Genomic DNA, 18,466 nt, shown 5'->3' with positions numbered 1-18,466 from the left:
CGCTCGCATCAGCGCGAGCGGGCCCTCTGTCCAGGATCCAGCGATCAGGCGACGTCGTACCTGTCGAGGTTCATGACCTTGACCCACGCGTCCACGAAGTGGCCCACGAACTTCTCGGCAGCGTCGTCGCTCGCGTAGGCCTCCGCGAGGGCGCGCAGCTCGGAGTTCGAGCCGAAGACGAGGTCGGCGCGGCTGCCGCTCCACGTCACCTCACCCGCGGCGTTGCGCGCCTCGAACGTCTCCTGAGAGTCGTCGGTGGCCTGCCACGTCGTGTCCAGGTCGAGCAGGTTCACGAAGAAGTCGTTCGTGAGCGACCCGACGTTGTGGGTGAGGACGCCCAGTGAGGACTGGCCGGCGTTCGCGCCCAGGACCCGGAGACCACCCACGAGCACGGTCATCTCGGGAGCGCTCAGGGTGAGCAGGTTGGCCCGGTCGAGCAGGAGGTACTCCGCGGGTAGGCGCTGGCCCTTGCCGAGGTAGTTGCGGAACCCGTCGACGGTCGGCTCGAGCGCGGCGAAGGCCTCGACATCGGTCTGCTCCTGCGACGCGTCCGCGCGGCCCGGGGTGAACGGGACGGTGATCTCGTGCCCGGCGTTGCGAGCGGCCTGCTCGACTCCGGCACAGCCGGCCAGCACGATCAGGTCGGCGAGAGAGATCTGCGTGCCGCCGGCGGTGAACGACGCCTGCACGCCCTGGAGGGTGCGCAGCACCGTCGCGAGCTCGTCGGGGTCGTTGACCTGCCAGCCGCTCTGCGGCTCGAGGCGGATGCGGGCTCCGTTGGCGCCGCCGCGCTTGTCACTGCCGCGGAACGTCGATGCCGACGCCCAGGCGACCGAGACCAGCTGCGAGACCGTCAACCCGGTGTCGAGCACCTGCCGCTTGAGGGTGGCGACGTCGCCGGCCGAGACCAGCTCGTGCGTGACCTCGGGGATCGGGTCCTGCCACAGCAGGGTCTCCTGCGGGACCTCGGGGCCGAGGTAGCGCACGATCGGGCCCATGTCGCGGTGCGTCAGCTTGAACCAGGCGCGCGCGAAGGCATCGGCGAACTGGTCAGGGTTCTCGTGGAAGCGCCGCGAGATCGGCTCGTAGATCGGGTCGAACCGCAGCGACAGGTCGGTGGTCAGCATCGTCGGAGGGCGGTTGGCCGAGCCCGCGTCGGGGCCGGGCACTGTGCCGGTACCGGCGCCGTCCTTCGGCTGCCACTGGCTGGCGCCGGCCGGGCTCTTGGTGAGCTCCCACTCGAAGCCGAACAGGTGGTCGAAGAAGTCGTTGCTCCACCGAGTCGGAGTGGTGGTCCAGGTGACCTCGAGGCCACTGGTGATCGCGTCGGCACCCTTGCCCGTGCCAAAGGAGTTCTTCCAGCCCAGGCCCATCTCCGCAAGTCCGGCGCCTTCGGGCTCGGCGTCGACGTACTCGTCGGGATCGGCCGCGCCGTGGGTCTTGCCGAACGTGTGGCCGCCGGCGATCAGGGCCACGGTCTCCTCGTCGTTCATCGCCATCCGCTGGAACGTCTCGCGGATGTCGCGGGCCGCCGCGATCGGGTCCGGGTTGCCGTTGGGGCCCTCGGGGTTGACGTAGATCAGGCCCATCTGGACCGCGGCGAGCGGGTTCTCGAGCTCACGGTCGCCGGTGTAGCGCTCGTCGCCGAGCCACTCGGTCTCGGGACCCCAGTAGACGTCGTCGTCGGGCTCCCAGACGTCCGGGCGTCCGCCGGCGAAGCCGAAGGTCTGGAAGCCCATGTCCTCCAATGCGACGTTGCCGGTGAGGACGATCAGGTCGGCCCAGGACAGGCTCTGGCCGTACTTCTTCTTGACCGGCCACAGCAGGCGACGGGCCTTGTCCAGGTTGCCGTTGTCGGGCCAGCTGTTGAGCGGGGCGAAGCGCTGCTGACCGGCGCCGGCGCCGCCTCGGCCGTCGCTGATCCGGTAGGTGCCCGCGCTGTGCCAGGCCATCCGGATCATGAACGGGCCGTAGTGGCCGAAGTCGGCCGGCCACCAGTCCTGCGAGGTGGTCAGCACCTCCGAGATGTCCTGCTTCACGGCGGCGAGGTCGAGGGACTCGAACGCCGCGGCGTAGTCGAACTCGTCGCCGAGGGGATTCGCCACGGCGGGGTTCTTGGCGAGGATCTTGAGGTTGAGCCGGTCGGGCCACCAGCCCCGGCTGCCGCCACCCTGCGTCGGGTGCGGTGCGCGGCCGTGGATCACCGGGCACTGGCTGGCGCTGGGCTCGCCGGCCTCCTCGTTCATCTCGCCGACTACGGCATCGTGGTGCTCAGGCATGGCTTTCCTCCGGGTGCTGGGACGTGCAAGTCAGGAACTCTGGTTGGTGGAGCAGTCGGGGCACAGGCCCCAGAACGTCACTTCGGCCTCGTCGATGGTGAAGCCGTGGTCGTCGGACGCGTTCAGGCAGGGCGCGTGCCCCACGGCGCAGTCGACGTCGCGGATGATCCCGCACGAGCGGCACACGACGTGGTGATGGTTGTCGTCGAGCCGCGACTCGTAGCGAGCCACGGACCCCGACGGCTGGATGCGCCGGACCAGACCGGCGGTCGTCAGCGCGCGCAGGACGTCGTACACGGCCTGGTGGGAGACCTCGCCGACATCCGCGCGTACGGCGCCGATGATGGTGTCGGTGTCCGCGTGCGGAAGATCGCGCAGCGCGGCCAGCACCGCCAGACGCGGACGCGTCACCCGCAGGCCGGCGCCGCGAAGCGAGAGCTGGAAGTCTGACGTCGTCCGCACGGTCGAAGTCTCGTGCACTTTCTGTAATCAGTCAAGATTGCGGAGCCGGCGGGGTCCCAGCCATCCGCCCGGCAGCGCGCCCTCGCCGCGTTCGTGCAACTGTTTCCCCTCACCGATGATCGAGGAGAACATGACCGAGGAATCTCAGCCGGCAGAGCACGAGGCAAGCGAGATCACCTACTCCGAGCAGTTCTATCCCGCCCGGCCACGAGCGCTCCGGCCGCGCGCGCGACTGCGGCCACAGGGCAGTCCGACCAAGGGCGAGGACCGCACCGGAGAGGCGTCAGGTACCAACCCGTTCTACGTCGCCTGGCTGCAGCGCTCCTCCATGCTGCACGACGCCAACCAGATCGCGAACCAGTTCTCGGGCCGCGGCAGCATGTGGCAGAACCCCTTCGCCAACCCCGATCCCGAGTCTGCCGTCAACACCGCCGGCGTGTGGTTCACGGCGTACCCGCTCTCCCTGATGACCAAGCCCGGGCACTCGTTCCTGGGCACACTCGGGGACCCCGACCTCTGGCAGAGCTTCGAGACGATCGGCATCCAGGCGCTGCACACCGGTCCGGTGAAGCGCGCCGGAGGGCTGAACGGCTGGCAGCCCACGCCCAGCGTGGACGGGCACTTCGACCGCATCAGCACCGAGATCGACAGCGCCTTCGGCACCGAGGACGAGTTCCGGGCCATGTGCGAGATCGCCACGGAGCACGGCGGCACGATCCTCGACGACATCGTGCCGGGACACACGGGCAAGGGCGCCGACTTCCGGCTCGCCGAGATGAACGTCGGCGACTACCCCGGGATCTACCACATGGTGGAGATCGAGCCCGACGACTGGGGTGGCCTGCCCGACGTGCCGCCGGGTCGCGACTCGGTCAATCTCGACGTCGTCACCGAGAAGCGGCTGGCCGACGCCGGCTACATCATCGGCGAGCTGCAGCGGGTGATCTTCCACGACCCCGGCGTGAAGGACACCAACTGGAGCATCACGGCGCCGGTGCTCGGCCCCGACGGCGTCACCCGCCGGTGGGTGTACCTGCACTACTTCAAGGAGGGGCAGCCGTCGATCAACTGGCTGGACCCGTCCTTCGCCGGCATGCGCATGGTGATCGGTGACGCGCTGCACTCCCTGGGCGACCTCGGCACCGGGGCGCTGCGCCTGGACGCCAACGGCTTCCTGGGCGTTGAGAAGAGTGCGGACGGGCTCCCGGCGTGGTCGGAGGGACACCCGCTGTCCGAGGCGGCCAACCACCTGATCGCCAGCATGGTGCGCAAGGTGGGCGGGTTCACGTTCCAAGAGCTCAACCTCACCATCGACGACATCCGGGAGACATCGCAGACGGGGGCCGATCTCAGCTACGACTTCATCAACCGGCCGGCGTACCAGCATGCGCTCGCGGTGCAGGACTCCGAGTTCCTTCGGCTCACGCTCAACGCCTCGATGGACTTCGGGGTGGCGCCGCTCAGCCTCGTGCATGCGCTCCAGAACCACGACGAGCTGACCTACGAGCTGGTGCACTTCGCCACCCGCCACAAGGACGACGAGTACACCTATCGCGGCGAGTCGCTGCCCGGCAGTGAGCTGGCGGTCACGATCCGCTCGGAGATGATCGACTCCCTGACCGGCCCGGCAGCGCCGTACAACGCGATCTTCACGACCAACGGCATCGCCTCGACCACGGCGAGCATCATCGCGGCATCGCTCGGCATCTCCGACCTGGAGGAGATCCGCGGTCCGGTCGTCGAGCAGGTCAAGCACGCGCACCTGCTGCTGGCCAAGTTCAACGCGTGGCAGCCGGGCGTCTTCGCGCTCTCGGGCTGGGACCTGTGCGGCATGCTGCCCCTCCCCCGCGAAGGCATCGAGCACCTGCTGGCGGGCGGCGACACCCGCTGGATCCATCGGGCGTCGTACGACCTGATGGGGTACGACGAGAACCCGGCGTTCACCGGGATGCCGACCGGGCGGAGCCTCTACGGCAACCTGCCCGAACAACTGGCCGACCCGGACTCCTTCGTCTCCGGGCTGCGTGCGGTGCTCGAGATCCGCGATCGTGCCGGAGTGGCGACGGCGAGACAGGTCGACGTACCTCCCGTCTCGCACAGGGGAATGCTGGTCATGGTGCACGCGCTGGGAGATGCCGGCGAGCACCAGGTCACCGTGCTGAACTTCACGCAGGAGGAGATCACCGGCACCGTGCGCTCGGAGCACCTCGTGCCCGGGTCGACGGTGCACGACATGGTCACCGACTCCGAGCTCGGCGAGGTCGACGAGCTGACCAGCTTCACCGTGACCCTCGGTCCGCACGACGGGCTCTCGCTGCTGGTGTCGCCCCCTACGCCTGAGCCCATCGAGGACGACGACGACCTGGACGACGAGTAGCCCCGCAGGCAAAGGGCCCCTGATCTGCGTGGCAGGTCAGGGGCCGATTTGCTGGTGGAGCCGCCTGTCAGAATCGAACTGACGACCTAGTCATTACGAGTCAGCGTGATTGGGGGCCATGAACGGCGCCGCCTCGAGCCTGAGTCTTGCCCGGAGTGGTCAGGCACTGGTTGGTGAGGGCGGATCGTGGGTCCTCGGGGGCACCATGGGGGCACGTCACATCCCCGGGCGGGTACGTTAGTGCGCAGGCCAGGCGGCACACGCAATCGCGCCCAACGCCTCCGTCCGGTCATTGATCTCTTGGGCCCCCCAGGACTCGCGAGTCGCGAGTTCCTGAGTCAAGACAAACTCTGAGGCCGCGTACGCGTCACGCTTCTCCTCGAACGGCTTCGCATCGAGTTCGCGGTTGCCTTTGCGCTGGAGTAGCGCCAGGTTGCCTACGTTGTTGATGGCCAACGCCGTGTCGTCATCCTTGTTAGCCTTCGCGAGCACGTGCTCGATGGTGACGGCTGGACTGCTCCAATTATGTGAGATAGGCGAGGTGCCGTCTGCCGTCTGCTTTGCCCGTTCCAGCATTGCCAGGACGTACTTCGCCCTGGCATTTGAGACGGTTCCGTACTCAGTGAACGCCTTGCGGAACTCCGCGTCTGTGGGTATCAGGTCGGCGAGGGCGGTGCGCAGCTGAGGTTGCGTGGAGATCTCGCCGGCGCTCAACTTCTGAGCTGCCTCTCCAAATGTCGTCTCTGCGAGCTGCGCACCCAAGCGCCCGGCGTACTGGGCTCGCACAGACCAGTTGATTACCTTCACGAGCATCTTCGCTGCGTTCGTCTTCGCGAGGGAATTGAAGGCGGCGAGGAGGACCGGCATGCTGCTCTCAAACCCGAGGCGGCGGTATGCGAGAAGCGCATCTGCCACCGGCACATTCACGTCATTCCAAAACGGATTCTCGGGATCTCGAATAGCTAAGAAAACCTTGTGGGCGTCTCTCAGACCGCGAGCATAGGCCTTGGCGGAGTTGGAGCTGCCCCCAATATCGCTCTGTATTGCCCGATACAGATTTCGCGTCAGCGTCGGCCCGTTCCTTGATATGAACTCGTAACGCAGGAACTTGACCAAATCATCTGGCTTCTCGAATGCATGCTCGAGTTCGACCCACACAGTGCGAACGTAGCTGATGTGCGTCTTGCTGGAACTAAAGAGGAAGTTCTTCAGAAGATCCGCCGTTGTGAGGTCTGCGCCTCGATCATTCAGGGTCTCGAAGATTACATAGGCCTCGCTGAGGCTGGACGCGACGGCCGTCAGCACCTGCACCTTGTGCTCAAGCTGGGTGGAGATTTCCACCAGACTCTTGAACTTCGCCTCGCTTGGAGCAACCCCTTCCAGGTGGTGGAGGCAGGTCTCATATGCGACCCGAATGGGATGGTCAGCCTCGATGTCGGACACACGTGCCTCGATGAGGGCGTCGTATGCATCCTGGTCCTTGGGGCTCAACTTCAACCGCTCAACTTCTTCGTCTGCGGTAATCACGTAGCCGAACAGGAAGCGCTTATGAATATTCTCCGCTTGGCGATCCTTGCCGTAGCCACGGAGTAGGTCTCGAATGGCGATCAGCAGAATTGCGGTTGTCGCCAGGCGCTGCTGTCCATCCACGATCAGTCCGCGCCCGTCCCCCTCTGGGGCGGCAACGAAAACAACAGTGCCGATGAAATACGACCCGTCACCTTGGCGGGCCTTCGCAAGGTCAGCTAAATATTCGTTCACATTGCGCCGATCCCACGAGTACTTGCGCTGGAACTCGGGGACTTCCAGAAGATGATCGATCAGGATGTGCCCGATCTGATCGTGGTTGAATTTCGTTGCGTCAGCCATCGAGCCGAACTCCCGTCATCGTCGTGCGGACAGCATCGTGTCATGGGCCTTGGCTCATGAAGCGGCGACAGACCGAAACGTTGATGACGTGCCGCTGGACGCCGAGGTGCGCGTAGGGATCGGCCGCCAGTCTGCATTCCCAGGGCCGCGCACCTCCCGCGGTCTGACCACCCGGACGGCTGCTTAGTCTTCTCATAGTAAGTAGTGTCACGACCGCCTTCTCGGTCCGCGTGACGGGCGGGGTGCGTGGAGTGAGCGAAGCGAATGGAGCGCGGGGCCCCCGAACTTCACGCGGTGCCGGATGCGCGGCGGAGCCGCGCCTTGACTTCTAAGAGCCAAATTCGGCAACGACTGGCTGACCGTCCATCGGTAGCATCACAGGCGTAACACGTGGCCCACCGTCTGCTCAGGGGCGATCGCCGAGCGTATCCGTGACTCGGGAGACAGATTCAATGTGCTGCCGCAGCGGGGCTGCGACCCGAGATGCGGTGTCTAGGAGCAGCTGGTGATCGCCGTGCAAGTTGCGAGCGTGGAGAGGTTCGTGATGGGCGATCCGGTTGCGCAGCCGCCGCAGCTCGTCGAGTGACTCATGGAGCTTCTGGCGGCGCACGGGGCCATCGAACGCGTTCTTGAGGCAGGGCGCCCATAAGGTGCGGTTGTAGCGGTCGGCCAGAAGTGACCACCAGAAGCCGAAGCTCAGCTCAGCGATGACCTTGCCGTGAACCTCACGCACCTGGCCGTCGTCGGTCGCCCGTTGCTGGGCATCCCTCGCTGCCCGTCGACTCCGAGGATTCAACGGGATCTGTCGCGACGAGTACCAAGGATCGGAGCAGCCGAGCTGACTCGCCCACGCTTCGAGCTCAAGGTCCATGGCGTTGCGGAGACCGACTTCGAGATAGTGCAGGTCCTCGAAGAAGGCCGCGCCAACGTGGACGTTCCAGTCGTACAGGTGCAGGGCGTCTTCCCACGAACCGCTCGGCACGGCGGACAGGTACGGACTCATGCGAGACGGCGATAGAAGCTCGTGGAGCTGCCACGTGACGCCTGACCGACCGCCGCTCATCCCTCAACCTTCCGCCGGAGTGAGGGCTCACGGTTGTCCGTCACGCCTCTCGCCGTGTACCGTAGTAGACATCAGAGAGCCCCGAGATTAATGGTGTACCGGCTTTGGCCAGGGAAACCCCTCGGGGCCTTGATCATTTCGGCCGGAAACGCTCGCCAGCACGGCTACAACGTAGCCATCGCCCCTCGGTGAGCGCCGAGCCACAGGGTCACGTAGTGAGGACCACCTGAAGGCGGCGTCCACGGGATCCACATGCCATATCCCACCACGGTCTCATCGACCGCGACTCCAAGTGCAGATCCGGAGCTTGGGCGCAGCACTGGCTTGATTGGGACACCTTCGCCTGACCTCACCGGACCCCGAGTTGCTGGGTCGGACTCCCTGACGGCCAGATAGAGCGAGCCGTCACGTTGGCGCACGTGTTCCACGCGACCTACGACTGCTCGCGGATGGTCGACCTCCACCCGCGTCGTTGAGAGCATGCGGTGGAGCCGTTTGAGGTCGTGCGCCGCGTCGAAGCAGAAGTTCTCCCACGCGATCACTCGACGGCCGTACCTCGCTCGGAATCGTGCTTTGGCCGCGGGATCGTGCTCGAATTTCCTGAGCAGCTTCGCAATCTCAGATGCTGCGCGAAGTGTCGGGTGCAGCGGTGGGATACCCACGCGGCTGAATGCCAACCGGTTTCGGGGCCCGCTCTTGGCATCCTTCGATGCTGCCTGTTCACCTTCCAGCTCCATGTTCAGGACAAGAACGTAGAGATCACCGTCCTTTTCCACCACACCGACGTTCCGCTGATGCAACTGCCCGACCTGTGCGTCGAAGTCGTACACGCACCCGTTCTCGTGGCTCACGCCCCTGCCCAGCCTGTAAAGCGGGTCGACAGTCGTGCCCTTGCGAGTCATGTAGCCCGTCACCGGCTCGACACGGGCGTGACAACCGCCGCACGAAAGTGGTCGGGCGAATGGTTGCGGCTCCAGCTCGATGACCCAGCGATCGAACGATCGCTTCTCGACGTCGACTGCGCGTGGTATCCCGATGGACATGATCACCTCCCGAGTCGAACTCTTGCCCGCAGTTTCTACCGCATCGCATTGGCGTGCGCGGCGGGAGGGGGCCCAGTCAAAGCCGGGGCGCGTCCACCTTGCGAGGCCCGCGCTTCTTGCAAGATCAGTGGGTTTAGGTCGGGGTCAAGCTCTGCTTGCCGGGGCTCGTGAAAAGGGGGGTCTTCGACCGCCACCGAGCCCCCAGCCACGCGGTCCTCCTGGACGCGGCTCACGGGGCGGCGGTTCCCGCAAGGTCGGCTACGACGACCTCAAGACCGCCCTCGCGGTCCTCCTGGGTGAGAGCGACTAACTCCACGAGCTGAACCATGCCCCCCTGCAGGGAGGCGTCCTGGGATACGACGCTCGACCACCCGCAGGGTGCCAGCTGTAATCGCGTAGCCAATGGCAGCACCTGCGACTGCAAGTATCACATCGTCGATCGACGTTACTCGGCCTACCCCGAAAAGCCATTGGCACGACTCGACGGCGACACTTAAACCAAGCCCGCTCCAGATCGATATCGTCAGGCCCGTCCACCGCCGCGAGTGGGTCGTTGATAGCAAGAGTGCAATCCCGGTTCCAAGGGGGGCAAACAAAATCAAGTTTCCAAGCACCTGCTCGATACCGACGTGCCAAGATACTGAATTCGTTAGAGCTTCGCGAATCTCCACCAAAGGTGTCAGGGACAGCGAACGGGTCCGCAGAATGTTATTCTCGTCCAGATATCCGGGCTGGGGGCGGAGGGTGACTAACAGCAAACCCAGCGCCCATACCGAAAGAAAGGCTAGGGCAGCGTGGCGGCGCCTTGTTGTGCTCAAGCGCCGCCACGCCAGAATAATGGCGCATACTATGGCAAAGCCAACGGCTGCTAGCGGAAGAAGCTGTTGGAATGAGCGCCAAAATCCGAACATGATCATAGCGTAGCCCAGGCTAGTTCGAGGGATAGACGACGGTCCCCGAGCCAGAGACCTGGATTCCGTCGGTCGCCTTCGAAATCGTGAAGTGGTAATTGCCGCTTGTGAGGTTCGTCCAAGTGTACTGCTGGGTCGTAGACCCACACTTGAAGTTCACGGCGCCCTTGCTGTCGTCGCCAAACGTGCGGTTCTTGAAAAGTTCGATACGGTACGTTGAAATTGAGGGATTCCAGCAGGCGAGCTTGGAGTTGATGACGGTACTTCCGGAGGTTTGGGTCCAGTTTCGCGAGTCGACCTGGTGCGTCATTGTCACGTTCCAGGGGAAGGACCCGGTGGCGGCAAAAGCCGGCACAGCCAAGGCCGGGATGGCTACTGCGGCCAGAACGGAAGCAGCAGTCATTCGCTTAATCATAAAGTTATTCTCCATATGTGCGTCGGTGTGCATGTCACGCCGAAGTTAATCGGACTTTTTGTGGAAGCGCATCAGTCCAGCTCGAATTACACTGGTGTAATTCTCAAGGGCGTACTAGCGCTGATCGTTCGTTAAAGGCAATATTAGCGAGAATAATTGATCACAACGGACTATGGAGCCCCACCCATGTGGACTAGGGAGCGCGCCTTGGGGCGTTCTTAGATCCCGCGATAGCTCGCCTGATCGGTGACGGCCTTGGTGAGGTCTCCGCGTTCCAGGTCGACACGGTGGATCAGCTCCGCCAGGTCTGCGAGTTCTCGGGCGCGCGACCTGCCGCCGACTTTGATCGCTGCGATGGTGTTGGTCTCGGCCACCAGACGACGCAGCGGTGCTCGGATGGCCTTGGCTGCCCCGGCGTCGATGACGACCAGAGGTGCCTTGAAACCTCCCAGTTCGGCGACGCCCTCCTCAAGCTCACTGAGGGACATACCGGCGTCCCGAGGTCCGCGGCCGCCGGCGTACCAGCGCCCGCCAGGCCAGGGCCTCTTCGCGGTCCAGGTCTGGCGGGTGTAGCCGGCTACAGCGAGGATCGCGACGTCGACAGCGCCGATCCGCCGTTGGCGGGAGCGTCGCCCCGCTCCCCGAACGTGGACGTATCCCTTCCGTTGACGGATACTATTTGCATGGATGTGACGGTGTCTGAAGCCGCAGAGGAACTCGGCGTTGACGAACGAACCGTCCGCGCTCACGTCCTGTCGGGACGGCTTCAGGTAACGCGCGTAGTCGGTCGGACTCAGTTGCTTGAGCATGCTGGCGTCAAAGCACTCAAGCGGGGCTCTGGTCGCGGTCGTCACTGGAGTGCTCGTACGGCGTGGGCATCTCTAGAGCTGCTTGACACTGACGCGACGTCACGGCTGGCCGGCAGCGAGAGAACCCGACTCCGGGCACGGCTCCGTGATGTAGACGTCAACCAGCTTGCGCACTTGACCTCTGCTCGTGGCCGACTCAGACGGTTTGCCCACATCCGGGGTGAGGCCGGGCAGTTGCGTGAACGTCTGCACCTTTCCGGGATGACAGCCTTGGAAGATGACGACACGGCTGCTGTCTTCAATCTTGTCGCTTCGCCGTCGCGCGTAACCGTGGGTTATGTAGTCGACATGGACCGGTTCGCCGTACGCAATGGCTTGGTTGAAAGCGCCGAAGGCGATGTCTTTCTGCGAGGCATGGGCACCGACGATGATCTTTACCTCGGTTTGGCTACGTACGCACTTGACCTGTTCGAGTTGGGTAATGCCCGGGAGTCAACTGCAGGTGCGCGCTACTTGGAAGGGCGGGTCCGAGCACAGTCACCCCTGGATCCACGAGGAGACCGCTGATGCCACAGGACATGGAATGGGGTCTGCTCTTTGGACGCGATCTCGCCGAGTCCCTGGTCGGCGGGCTGGGCAGGCGCTGGGACCATGTGCAGGCGGTAGGCCAGGCAGCGGAGTCCCTCGTGGTCATGGAACTTGCCCACGAGGTCGTGGCGGTAGCCGCATGGCTACATGACATCGGGTACGCGGCAAGGCTGCATCAAACTGGCATGCATGCCCTCGATGGCGCGCGGCACCTCAAGGAGTGCGGAGCACCACGAGAACTGGTCGCCCTCGTAGGGCACCACACCGGCGCCAGTTTTGAAGCGAAACAACTGGGGCTTCTCGACGCCTGGCAGGAGTTGCCGCGACCCGACCCCCACAACCTGGACGTGCTGACATTGTGCGACATGGTCGTGGGTTCGGACGGCAGTCACGTCGACCCCGGTGAGCGAATTCAGGAGATTCTGTCGCGGTATCCGAGGGACCACCCGGTTCACCAGGCCGTTTCAACCTCAGGGCATGACCTGCTCGCGACTGCAAAGCGAGCCCGCCGGAGGCTCGGACTAGCCGATACTTGGCCGGCCTCGGTTGCTCAAGGCGTGCTCTAGGCGCGCGCGCATCGATGGATGGAGGTCCAGTTCGTCGATCTCATTGCGGTTCAGCCAACGGACCTCGCGAGTCTCTGAGCTGGTTCGTGCCGAACCTCCGATCAACCGGGCTCGGAAGGCCAGTGAGAACTGCTGACGAACCTCACCGTCGTCGTACTTCATCCGATGGTTCGGATTGGTGTACGTACCAGTGAGCGTCTCGACCTCGACGTCGTAGCCCGTCTCCTCCTTGACCTCCCGAACAACGGTGTCCGCGATGAACTCCCCAGGTTCGTGACCACCACCGGGGAGAGCCCAAAGGTTGTTGTCCGTCTTGTGGATCATGAGAACGCGGCCCTCGCGATCAGTAACCACCGCCACCACAGAGGGAACCACGCTGTTGATGGCGGGCGCGTTGGGATCATCGATGTAGTCGACTCTGCTCACAACAAGAGCCTAATGGCGTCGGTGGCGACTTCTCATGGCTGGATCCAATGAGAGCTGGCGGGAGACACCCCGTCCACGAACGCCTGCATGACCTCCTGCTCACGGGAGTGGTCCCGGTAGGACGTGCTCGGGTCGACGTACAGCGTGCTCACGTCGCGGTCTAGGTCGTTGTCCCAGTCCATGACGTGTACGGCCTTGCGCACGTCCCATCCGCCCACCCAGTGGCCCATTCGCCCTGCCCTGCCGAAGATGAACGCCGGTTCGAGAGCCGGGAAGAACATCCATCGTGAAGGCGCATCGCCCATCAGCTGGACAGCGAACCCTTCGACCGCCCGCCCGTTCTCGGAGGGCTTGGGCGGAGTGTTCGTGGTCTCAATCAGTCGCTCGACGCCGTTCAAGGGGTCAGGTCGATGAAACGGAGACTCGCCAGGGCGTCGCATATGACTCAGGGTGGCACATGCCGGCACAGCTTCGCTCTCTACGCATTACTGAACCGTCACGCCTGAATTCCAGACGGCATCGAAGGACGTCAGGTAGTGGTCGACAACGCGCCCGCCGGGGATGCGGTTGAGGTGCAGGACGGGTGATTGTCCAGCTGGGGCCGCGTAGGCATGCGGGTTGACCAACAACGCATCATCGAACCGGAAGAGCGAGGCGTACAACGTGCATCCGTGCTGCCGCGCCTGAACTCCTGGCGACGTCAACGCGCCGGCGAAGTACCGCCACGTGATCCCGCATCGCGCTGCGAGTAGCTCACCGATGCCCTCTTCGTCCCCACGTCGCTGGACTGCGTCCGCCTGAGGATCACCGAACAACAGTCTTACTCGGACGCCTGCCCGGGCCTTGGTGACCAGCTCATCGGCGAAACCGGGTACGGCGTCGTGGAGAAACGTCGCGGCATATGCGAGGAGGTCGACGCTCTCCGTGGCCGAGGACAGCAGGGCAAGCCAAGTGTCCACTGGGACGCTTCCGCGGTTGGGGTACATATGGATCAGCTCGGCCTCGCTCGCCGACTTGGCCCGAGGGTCGCTGGACGTCCCCTCCCACAAGTAGTGATCCGGCTTTCCGAGGAGCGCACCCGCGTTCAGACGGTGGCGACGATGCGGCAGCCGGCCCTGTGTAATCCACCGCTCGACGGTCTTGGGATCCACCTCCAACTGCTCGCTGAAGCTTTGGACCGTGAGTCCAGCGCTGGCCAGCGCTCCTCGTAGGCGTTCGTTCGACGACATTGCATCTCCTGACGTTAGGGACGTTTCTATCATGTCAGGACGTCCCTCAACGTCCCCGAGTGCGGTGTGTTCGTCCCCGCCCGTCGCGGTCTTCTGAGTCGTGGGCAGAGCGCCCGCCGCAACCAGAGGAGTCGTCATGGCAATGCCACGCAAGATCAAGGTCGAGTTCGGCGAGGTTTTCCCGTTCGGCGTCTACGCCGTCTCGGAAGTCGCCCCGGTCCGGGACTTCGACAGGTCGACCAAAGACAAGCCCGTGCATGCGGTCGACGAAGAGACCGGCCTCTTGGTCTGGGCCGTCGACGTGATGGACGCCGACCCCGAGACCCGCAAGACGCAGCGCCAGGTCACGGTCAAGCTGCTCGCCAAGGTGCAGCCCGTGCTGCCGGACAACAAGACCGGGCTGCCCTTCACGCCGGTCGAGTTCGAAGGGCTGACAGCAACGCCCTACATCGCGGAGAACGGCAACCGGAGCAACCTGGCATGGTCGTTCCGCGCTTCTGGTGTCCACGCGCCCAAGGGCCGCGCTGAGCGGGCTGCCTGATGAGTCGGCTCGTCCCACTTCTGCGCGGCATCGGGTTCGCATTCGGGTGGCTCGGTCGACACCGTCGCTATTGCTGGGTGTGGATGGGGTCCTCCCTCGTTGCCCTCGTGCTCGGGCGCGGCCAGTGGCCCATCGTCATGCTCGGCGCGATCCTGCCCACCATCGCCGCTACTTGGGCGACGTACTCCCCCACGTCCTACGAGAAGTGGGTTGCTGCACCGGGACGGCGCCGGGCTTGGCGACGATGGATCACCCGGAACTGGGACCAGCTCGCGCGGCAATGCGGGCTGTCCCGGCAGGTGCCCGTGATTGCGAAGATCCGCGGGCCGCGTGGCTGGGAACGGGTTGAGCGGATGGTCTGGCAGGCGCCCGAGCTCGTGTCGGCTGAGGCGAGCGAGAACACGCTCACCGTCCGCATCGCGGCCGCTCCAGGCCAGATGCTCTCCGAATTGGAGGCTGGGTCCGAAAGGTTGGCGACCACGGCCGGCGCTCAGACCTTCCACACGCGCGGGGTTGGACCCCGCGAGGTCGAACTCTCGCTCACGATGCTCGACCAGCTCGTCTGGCCTGTTGAGGCGGTCGCCCCGGTACGTCTCGCGGATCCCGCCCGCGTGGCACTGGGCCGCACCTCGACTGGCGCCGAGTGGCGGCTTCAGCTAGCAGGACGACACACACTCGTGGTCGGGTGCTCCGGCTCCGGCAAGGGATCGGCCCTGTGGGGTGTGTGCGGCGGACTCGCCCCGGCCGTGGCGGACGATCTCGTGCGGCTGTGGGGCGTCGACCTCAAGCGAGGCATCGAGCTGGGGATGGGTCAGGACCTGTTCTCGGCTGTCGCCTTCACACCGGACGACGGACTCAAGGTGCTCCGCGCACTCCTGGCAGTGATCGACGTCCGCGGGGCTGCGATGGTCGGCAAGTCCCGTCTTCACGCCCCTTCGCCCGGTGATCCGACTCACGTCCTGGTCATCGATGAGCTGGCGGCACTGACCGCGTACGGCGATGCTGCCGCGACTCGTGAGGCCAACCGACTGCTCGGCGAGATCCTCACGCAAGGTCGCGCCCTAGGAGTGGTCGTGCTCGCGTGTGTCCAGGACCCGCGCAAGGAGGTCGTCGGGCTCCGTGGACTCTTCACGCAGACGGTTGCGATGCGGCTCCGGTCTGCCATCGAGGTATCCATGGTGCTCGGCGACGGAATGTCCGACCTGGCTCCGGCGCATCGGATCAGCCCTTCCCACCCGGGCACGGCATGGGTGGTCGAAGAAGACGGGACGTGCACCAAGGTCCGCGCCGACTACTGGCCGGACGGTCTTGTGCAGCGAGTCGCGAGCAACTTCCCCTCGCCGGTGAAGATCGCCGTCGCGACACGGGAAACGAACGAGGAGAGCGGGCAGCAGAGCCACGAGGAGACTCGCCAGCGCACTCCACGCAAGCCTCGCACCCGGCGGCCGCGCAGCACTAAAACGGAGCCGGGTGAAGCGGCATGACCTGGATGCATCGCGCGGCTTGCGCCGATCGTCCGTCACTGGCGTGGCTGGACGACTCGACGCAAGTCCCCGCCGTCGTCGTCGATGAGATGCGGCTCGTTTGCGCCTCCTGCCCAGTGCATGTCCAGTGCTCACGGTTCGTCGACGAGCAAGACATCACCGGCGGCTTCTGGGCTGGGCTGGATCGGTCCAAGGACAGCGCAATCGAGCTAGGAGGCGCGGCATGAACCTCGGCATGCGAGCAGATCTCACGCCCGAGATGCTGCACGAGCTCGCCGTCGAGGCGGGGGCATGTGTCCGTCCCCTGCTCACTCGTGTCACCGACACTGAGACCGGCAAGCAAGCACAGGTTGCCCTGCCGTGCGGCTCAACTCGCGAGAGCAAGTGCCCCTCGTGCGCCACCAAGGCGCGCAAGCTCCGGATGCAGCAGTGTCGGGAAGGTTGGCACCTGGACGAGGAACCTGACTCGGCTGCCGATCCCGACGACAAGATTGAGGACAACGCCACCGACGAAGGGACCGACTCGGACACCCGCCGGGTGCGCTCCACCCGTCGTCGCCAGGACTCGCCGAACCTGCCGCGTGTCCCCATGGAAGCCAGCACCGTAGGCCGCACGTTCACCACACCGGCGGGCAAGACCTATCGGCCGTCGTTGTTTGTCACGGTCACCCTGCCGTCGTACGGCCCTGTGACCGCCGAGGGTGTGCCCCGGAGCCCGAAGACGTACGACTACCGGCGGGCAGCGCTGGACGCGATCCACTTCCCCAAGGTGGTCGACCGCTGGTGGCAGAACCTTCGTCGGTGCGCGGGCTACCGGGTGCAGTACTTCGCGACGGTCGAAGCGCAGAAGCGCCTCGCGCCTCACCTCCACGCGGGCATTCGCGGCGCCATCCCTCGGGAGTTGCTGCGCCAGGTCACCGCGGCGACGTACCACCAGGTCTGGTGGCCGGAACATGACGAGATCGTCTACGACAGTCAGCACCTGCCCTTCTGGGACGAGGTCGCAGAGTCGTACGTCGACCTAGCCGGGATGGTCCTGCCGACCTGGGAGGAAGCGCTTGACGAACTCGACGCCGACCCGGAGGCTCGGCCGGCTCACGTCGTACGGCTCGGCAAGCAGCTCGACATCCAGGGCATCATCGCCGAATCCGGCGACGCCGATCGAACTGTTGCCTACCTCTGCAAGTACCTGACGAAGTCGGTCGCAGAGACGTACGGCGACCAAGAGACGCGCGCCCAACGGCGCCACCTGGAGCGGCTGCACGAGGAAGTGCGGTGGCTCCCCTGCTCGCCCGATTGCACCAACTGGCTGCGCTACGGCGTGCAGCCCCGCAACGCCCATGCCGGGATGACTCCCGGCGGGTGCCCAAAGAAGGGACACGCCCGCGAGAACCTCGGCCTCGGCGGCCGACGGGTGCTCGTCTCCCGGAACTGGACCGGCAAGACGCTGGCTCACCATCGGGCCGACCGCACCGCCGTCGTTCGTGAGGTGCTCACCGCAGCCGGTGTGGAAGTTCCTGAGGTCGAACGTTGCTCGGCAAGGGCGACCCGAGCGGATGGCTTACCTCGGTTCCAGTGGGAACGCATCGACGCGAGCTCCCAGGACTTCGTGACCCGCCGACAAGCCCTTCTGGCCTCCATCGAGGAACGGCTTCGGTGGCGTGGCCAATACGAGCGCGCCAAACAAATCCGAGAACCCGTGTCACAAATCGGGTTCTCTCCGCACCTTCCACCAGTAGAGGGCAGAAGCCCAGATCCGACAACGGAAAGAGAACAACCATGTTGAAGAAGGCAATCACATACGCCAGTGGCCACCCCGTGAAGGCGCTCGCCACAACGGTCTCGGTCGGCGGGGTCCTGCTCATGCTGCTCGTGAGCACGATCGCGCTCTGGAGCACCTACACCACCCACCAAGCCATCTGGGCTGAGGACACCGTCCAGCACATCGCAGCAGACGTGTCTCAAAGCACCAAGGTGGCTGACCTCTCGCACGGGCAGCTCAGGAGCTGCGGCGGGCGCAAGGCATTGGCACCCCTGGGGACGGGCACGTACATCTGCGTTCCCGTCCGCGATGCGATCCGCATGCAGGGATTCAGGCGAGGGTTCCGCGTTGCGTTCAAGGGCCTCGAAAACGGGGAGCTGATTCTTCCTCCGGGAGCGAAGGGCTGTAGCGATGATGGCAACTGAATCGCGATCCGATGCGCTGATGACAATTGACGAAGTGGCTGACTACCTCCGGGTGCCGGTTCTGACGCTGCGCTGGCTGCGCCAAGAGGGCAGGTTCTGTCCAGCGATCAAGGTAGGCCGGCGCCTCGTCTGGCAGCGTTCGGCAATTGTCGAGTGGGCGCTGTCACAGCGAGAGATCGCATCGTGAGTGTGCAGCGATACACGACAGGTCCAGGGA

18 protein-coding genes are annotated in these 18,466 nt (G+C 64.9%); 8 read left to right on the top strand and 10 right to left on the bottom strand.

Annotation, left to right across the window (positions count from 1 at the left end; translation table 11 throughout):
* Positions 1 to 44 precede the first annotated feature (44 nt).
* Positions 45 to 2,279, bottom strand: coding sequence for a catalase/peroxidase HPI (gene katG, locus H4Q84_RS15915; RefSeq protein WP_248580059.1), 2,235 nt, complete (start codon positions 2,277 to 2,279; stop codon positions 45 to 47).
* 30 nt (positions 2,280 to 2,309) lie between these two features.
* Complete coding sequence (locus tag H4Q84_RS15910) at positions 2,310 to 2,741, bottom strand: Fur family transcriptional regulator (protein WP_248580058.1); 432 nt, start codon at positions 2,739 to 2,741, stop codon at positions 2,310 to 2,312.
* A 130-nt stretch (positions 2,742 to 2,871) separates the two neighbouring features.
* On the opposite strand from H4Q84_RS15910, the gene treS reads away from it, so the two are divergent.
* Positions 2,872 to 5,118, top strand: a complete 2,247-nt coding sequence (gene treS, locus H4Q84_RS15905; RefSeq protein WP_248580057.1) for a maltose alpha-D-glucosyltransferase — start codon at positions 2,872 to 2,874, stop codon at positions 5,116 to 5,118.
* Positions 5,119 to 5,355: 237 nt separating this feature from the next.
* Here treS and H4Q84_RS15900 read toward each other — a convergent pair whose 3' ends face one another.
* From H4Q84_RS15900 to H4Q84_RS15880, 5 genes are all read right to left on the bottom strand, one after another.
* Positions 5,356 to 6,987, bottom strand: a complete 1,632-nt coding sequence (locus H4Q84_RS15900; protein WP_248580056.1) for a DUF262 domain-containing protein — start codon at positions 6,985 to 6,987, stop codon at positions 5,356 to 5,358.
* Positions 6,988 to 7,393: 406 nt separating this feature from the next.
* Positions 7,394 to 7,990, bottom strand: coding sequence for a hypothetical protein (locus H4Q84_RS15895; protein ID WP_248580055.1), 597 nt, complete (start codon positions 7,988 to 7,990; stop codon positions 7,394 to 7,396).
* A 224-nt stretch (positions 7,991 to 8,214) separates the two neighbouring features.
* Entirely contained in the window at positions 8,215 to 9,099 is an 885-nt protein-coding gene (locus H4Q84_RS15890) for a hypothetical protein (protein ID WP_248580054.1), read from the bottom strand.
* 924 nt (positions 9,100 to 10,023) lie between these two features.
* On the bottom strand, positions 10,024 to 10,407 hold the full coding sequence (locus H4Q84_RS15885; protein ID WP_248580053.1) for a hypothetical protein: 384 nt from the start codon (positions 10,405 to 10,407) through the stop codon (positions 10,024 to 10,026).
* A 230-nt stretch (positions 10,408 to 10,637) separates the two neighbouring features.
* Complete coding sequence (locus H4Q84_RS15880; RefSeq protein ID WP_248580052.1) at positions 10,638 to 11,228, bottom strand: hypothetical protein; 591 nt, start codon at positions 11,226 to 11,228, stop codon at positions 10,638 to 10,640.
* A 234-nt stretch (positions 11,229 to 11,462) separates the two neighbouring features.
* On the opposite strand from H4Q84_RS15880, the gene H4Q84_RS15875 reads away from it, so the two are divergent.
* Together H4Q84_RS15875 and H4Q84_RS15870 are read left to right on the top strand one after the other, a co-directional pair.
* Positions 11,463 to 11,795 carry a hypothetical protein gene (locus H4Q84_RS15875; protein ID WP_248580051.1) on the top strand — a complete coding sequence of 111 codons (333 nt, stop codon included), beginning with the start codon at positions 11,463 to 11,465 and terminating at the stop codon, positions 11,793 to 11,795.
* A complete protein-coding gene (locus H4Q84_RS15870; RefSeq protein WP_248580050.1) occupies positions 11,795 to 12,382 on the top strand; it encodes an HD domain-containing protein in 588 nt (195 codons plus the stop codon). The genes H4Q84_RS15875 and H4Q84_RS15870 overlap by 1 nt, the downstream gene beginning before the upstream one ends.
* Here the strand turns inward: H4Q84_RS15870 and H4Q84_RS15865 are convergent.
* The 3 genes from H4Q84_RS15865 to H4Q84_RS15855 form a co-directional block, all read right to left on the bottom strand.
* Complete coding sequence (locus H4Q84_RS15865) at positions 12,338 to 12,808, bottom strand: NUDIX domain-containing protein (protein WP_248580049.1); 471 nt, start codon at positions 12,806 to 12,808, stop codon at positions 12,338 to 12,340. The genes H4Q84_RS15870 and H4Q84_RS15865 overlap by 45 nt on opposite strands.
* Positions 12,809 to 12,840: 32 nt before the next feature.
* Positions 12,841 to 13,206, bottom strand: coding sequence for a hypothetical protein (locus H4Q84_RS15860; RefSeq protein WP_248580048.1), 366 nt, complete (start codon positions 13,204 to 13,206; stop codon positions 12,841 to 12,843).
* Between the two features lie 87 nt (positions 13,207 to 13,293).
* Positions 13,294 to 14,175, bottom strand: coding sequence for an XRE family transcriptional regulator (locus H4Q84_RS15855; protein WP_248580047.1), 882 nt, complete (start codon positions 14,173 to 14,175; stop codon positions 13,294 to 13,296).
* Here H4Q84_RS15855 and H4Q84_RS15850 point away from each other — a divergent pair.
* The 5 genes from H4Q84_RS15850 (at position 14,174) to H4Q84_RS15830 (ending at position 18,436) form a co-directional block, all read left to right on the top strand.
* The gene (locus H4Q84_RS15850) at positions 14,174 to 14,578 is read left to right on the top strand and encodes a plasmid replication, integration and excision activator (protein WP_248580046.1); all 405 of its coding nucleotides are present in this window, start codon (positions 14,174 to 14,176) and stop codon (positions 14,576 to 14,578) included. The two genes, H4Q84_RS15855 and H4Q84_RS15850, sit on opposite strands and share 2 nt — an antisense overlap.
* Positions 14,578 to 16,062 (top strand): FtsK/SpoIIIE domain-containing protein, encoded by a 1,485-nt coding sequence (locus H4Q84_RS15845; protein ID WP_248580045.1) that lies wholly within the window; start codon positions 14,578 to 14,580, stop codon positions 16,060 to 16,062. The genes H4Q84_RS15850 and H4Q84_RS15845 overlap by 1 nt, the downstream gene beginning before the upstream one ends.
* A gap of 127 nt (positions 16,063 to 16,189) precedes the next feature.
* Positions 16,190 to 17,848, top strand: coding sequence for a replication initiator (locus tag H4Q84_RS15840; protein WP_248580044.1), 1,659 nt, complete (start codon positions 16,190 to 16,192; stop codon positions 17,846 to 17,848).
* Entirely contained in the window at positions 17,842 to 18,249 is a 408-nt protein-coding gene (locus H4Q84_RS15835; RefSeq protein ID WP_248580043.1) for a hypothetical protein, read from the top strand. The genes H4Q84_RS15840 and H4Q84_RS15835 overlap by 7 nt, the downstream gene beginning before the upstream one ends.
* Complete coding sequence (locus H4Q84_RS15830; protein WP_248580042.1) at positions 18,236 to 18,436, top strand: helix-turn-helix domain-containing protein; 201 nt, start codon at positions 18,236 to 18,238, stop codon at positions 18,434 to 18,436. Before H4Q84_RS15835 ends, H4Q84_RS15830 begins: the two co-directional genes overlap by 14 nt.
* Positions 18,437 to 18,466 lie beyond the last annotated feature (30 nt).

Source organism: Nocardioides sp. InS609-2 (assembly GCF_023208195.1).
Lineage (GTDB): Bacteria > Actinomycetota > Actinomycetes > Propionibacteriales > Nocardioidaceae > Nocardioides.
This window is presented reverse-complemented; position numbering and strand designations above follow the sequence as displayed.

Bases quoted from the DNA above. Each gene is read 5' to 3' on its own strand.
- katG (WP_248580059.1), bottom strand. From the start codon at position 2,279: ATGCCTGAGCACCACGATGCCGTAGTCGGCGAGATGAACGAGGAGGCC.
- treS (WP_248580057.1), top strand. From the start codon at position 2,872: ATGACCGAGGAATCTCAGCCGGCAGAGCACGAGGCAAGCGAGATCACC.
- H4Q84_RS15900 (WP_248580056.1), bottom strand. From the start codon at position 6,987: ATGGCTGACGCAACGAAATTCAACCACGATCAGATCGGGCACATCCTG.
- H4Q84_RS15895 (WP_248580055.1), bottom strand. From the start codon at position 7,990: ATGAGTCCGTACCTGTCCGCCGTGCCGAGCGGTTCGTGGGAAGACGCC.
- H4Q84_RS15885 (WP_248580053.1), bottom strand. From the start codon at position 10,407: ATGACTGCTGCTTCCGTTCTGGCCGCAGTAGCCATCCCGGCCTTGGCT.
- H4Q84_RS15880 (WP_248580052.1), bottom strand. From the start codon at position 11,228: ATGCTCAAGCAACTGAGTCCGACCGACTACGCGCGTTACCTGAAGCCG.
- H4Q84_RS15870 (WP_248580050.1), top strand. From the start codon at position 11,795: ATGCCACAGGACATGGAATGGGGTCTGCTCTTTGGACGCGATCTCGCC.
- H4Q84_RS15850 (WP_248580046.1), top strand. From the start codon at position 14,174: ATGGCAATGCCACGCAAGATCAAGGTCGAGTTCGGCGAGGTTTTCCCG.
- H4Q84_RS15855 (WP_248580047.1), bottom strand. From the start codon at position 14,175: ATGACGACTCCTCTGGTTGCGGCGGGCGCTCTGCCCACGACTCAGAAG.
- H4Q84_RS15845 (WP_248580045.1), top strand. From the start codon at position 14,578: ATGAGTCGGCTCGTCCCACTTCTGCGCGGCATCGGGTTCGCATTCGGG.
- H4Q84_RS15835 (WP_248580043.1), top strand. From the start codon at position 17,842: ATGTTGAAGAAGGCAATCACATACGCCAGTGGCCACCCCGTGAAGGCG.
- H4Q84_RS15830 (WP_248580042.1), top strand. From the start codon at position 18,236: ATGATGGCAACTGAATCGCGATCCGATGCGCTGATGACAATTGACGAA.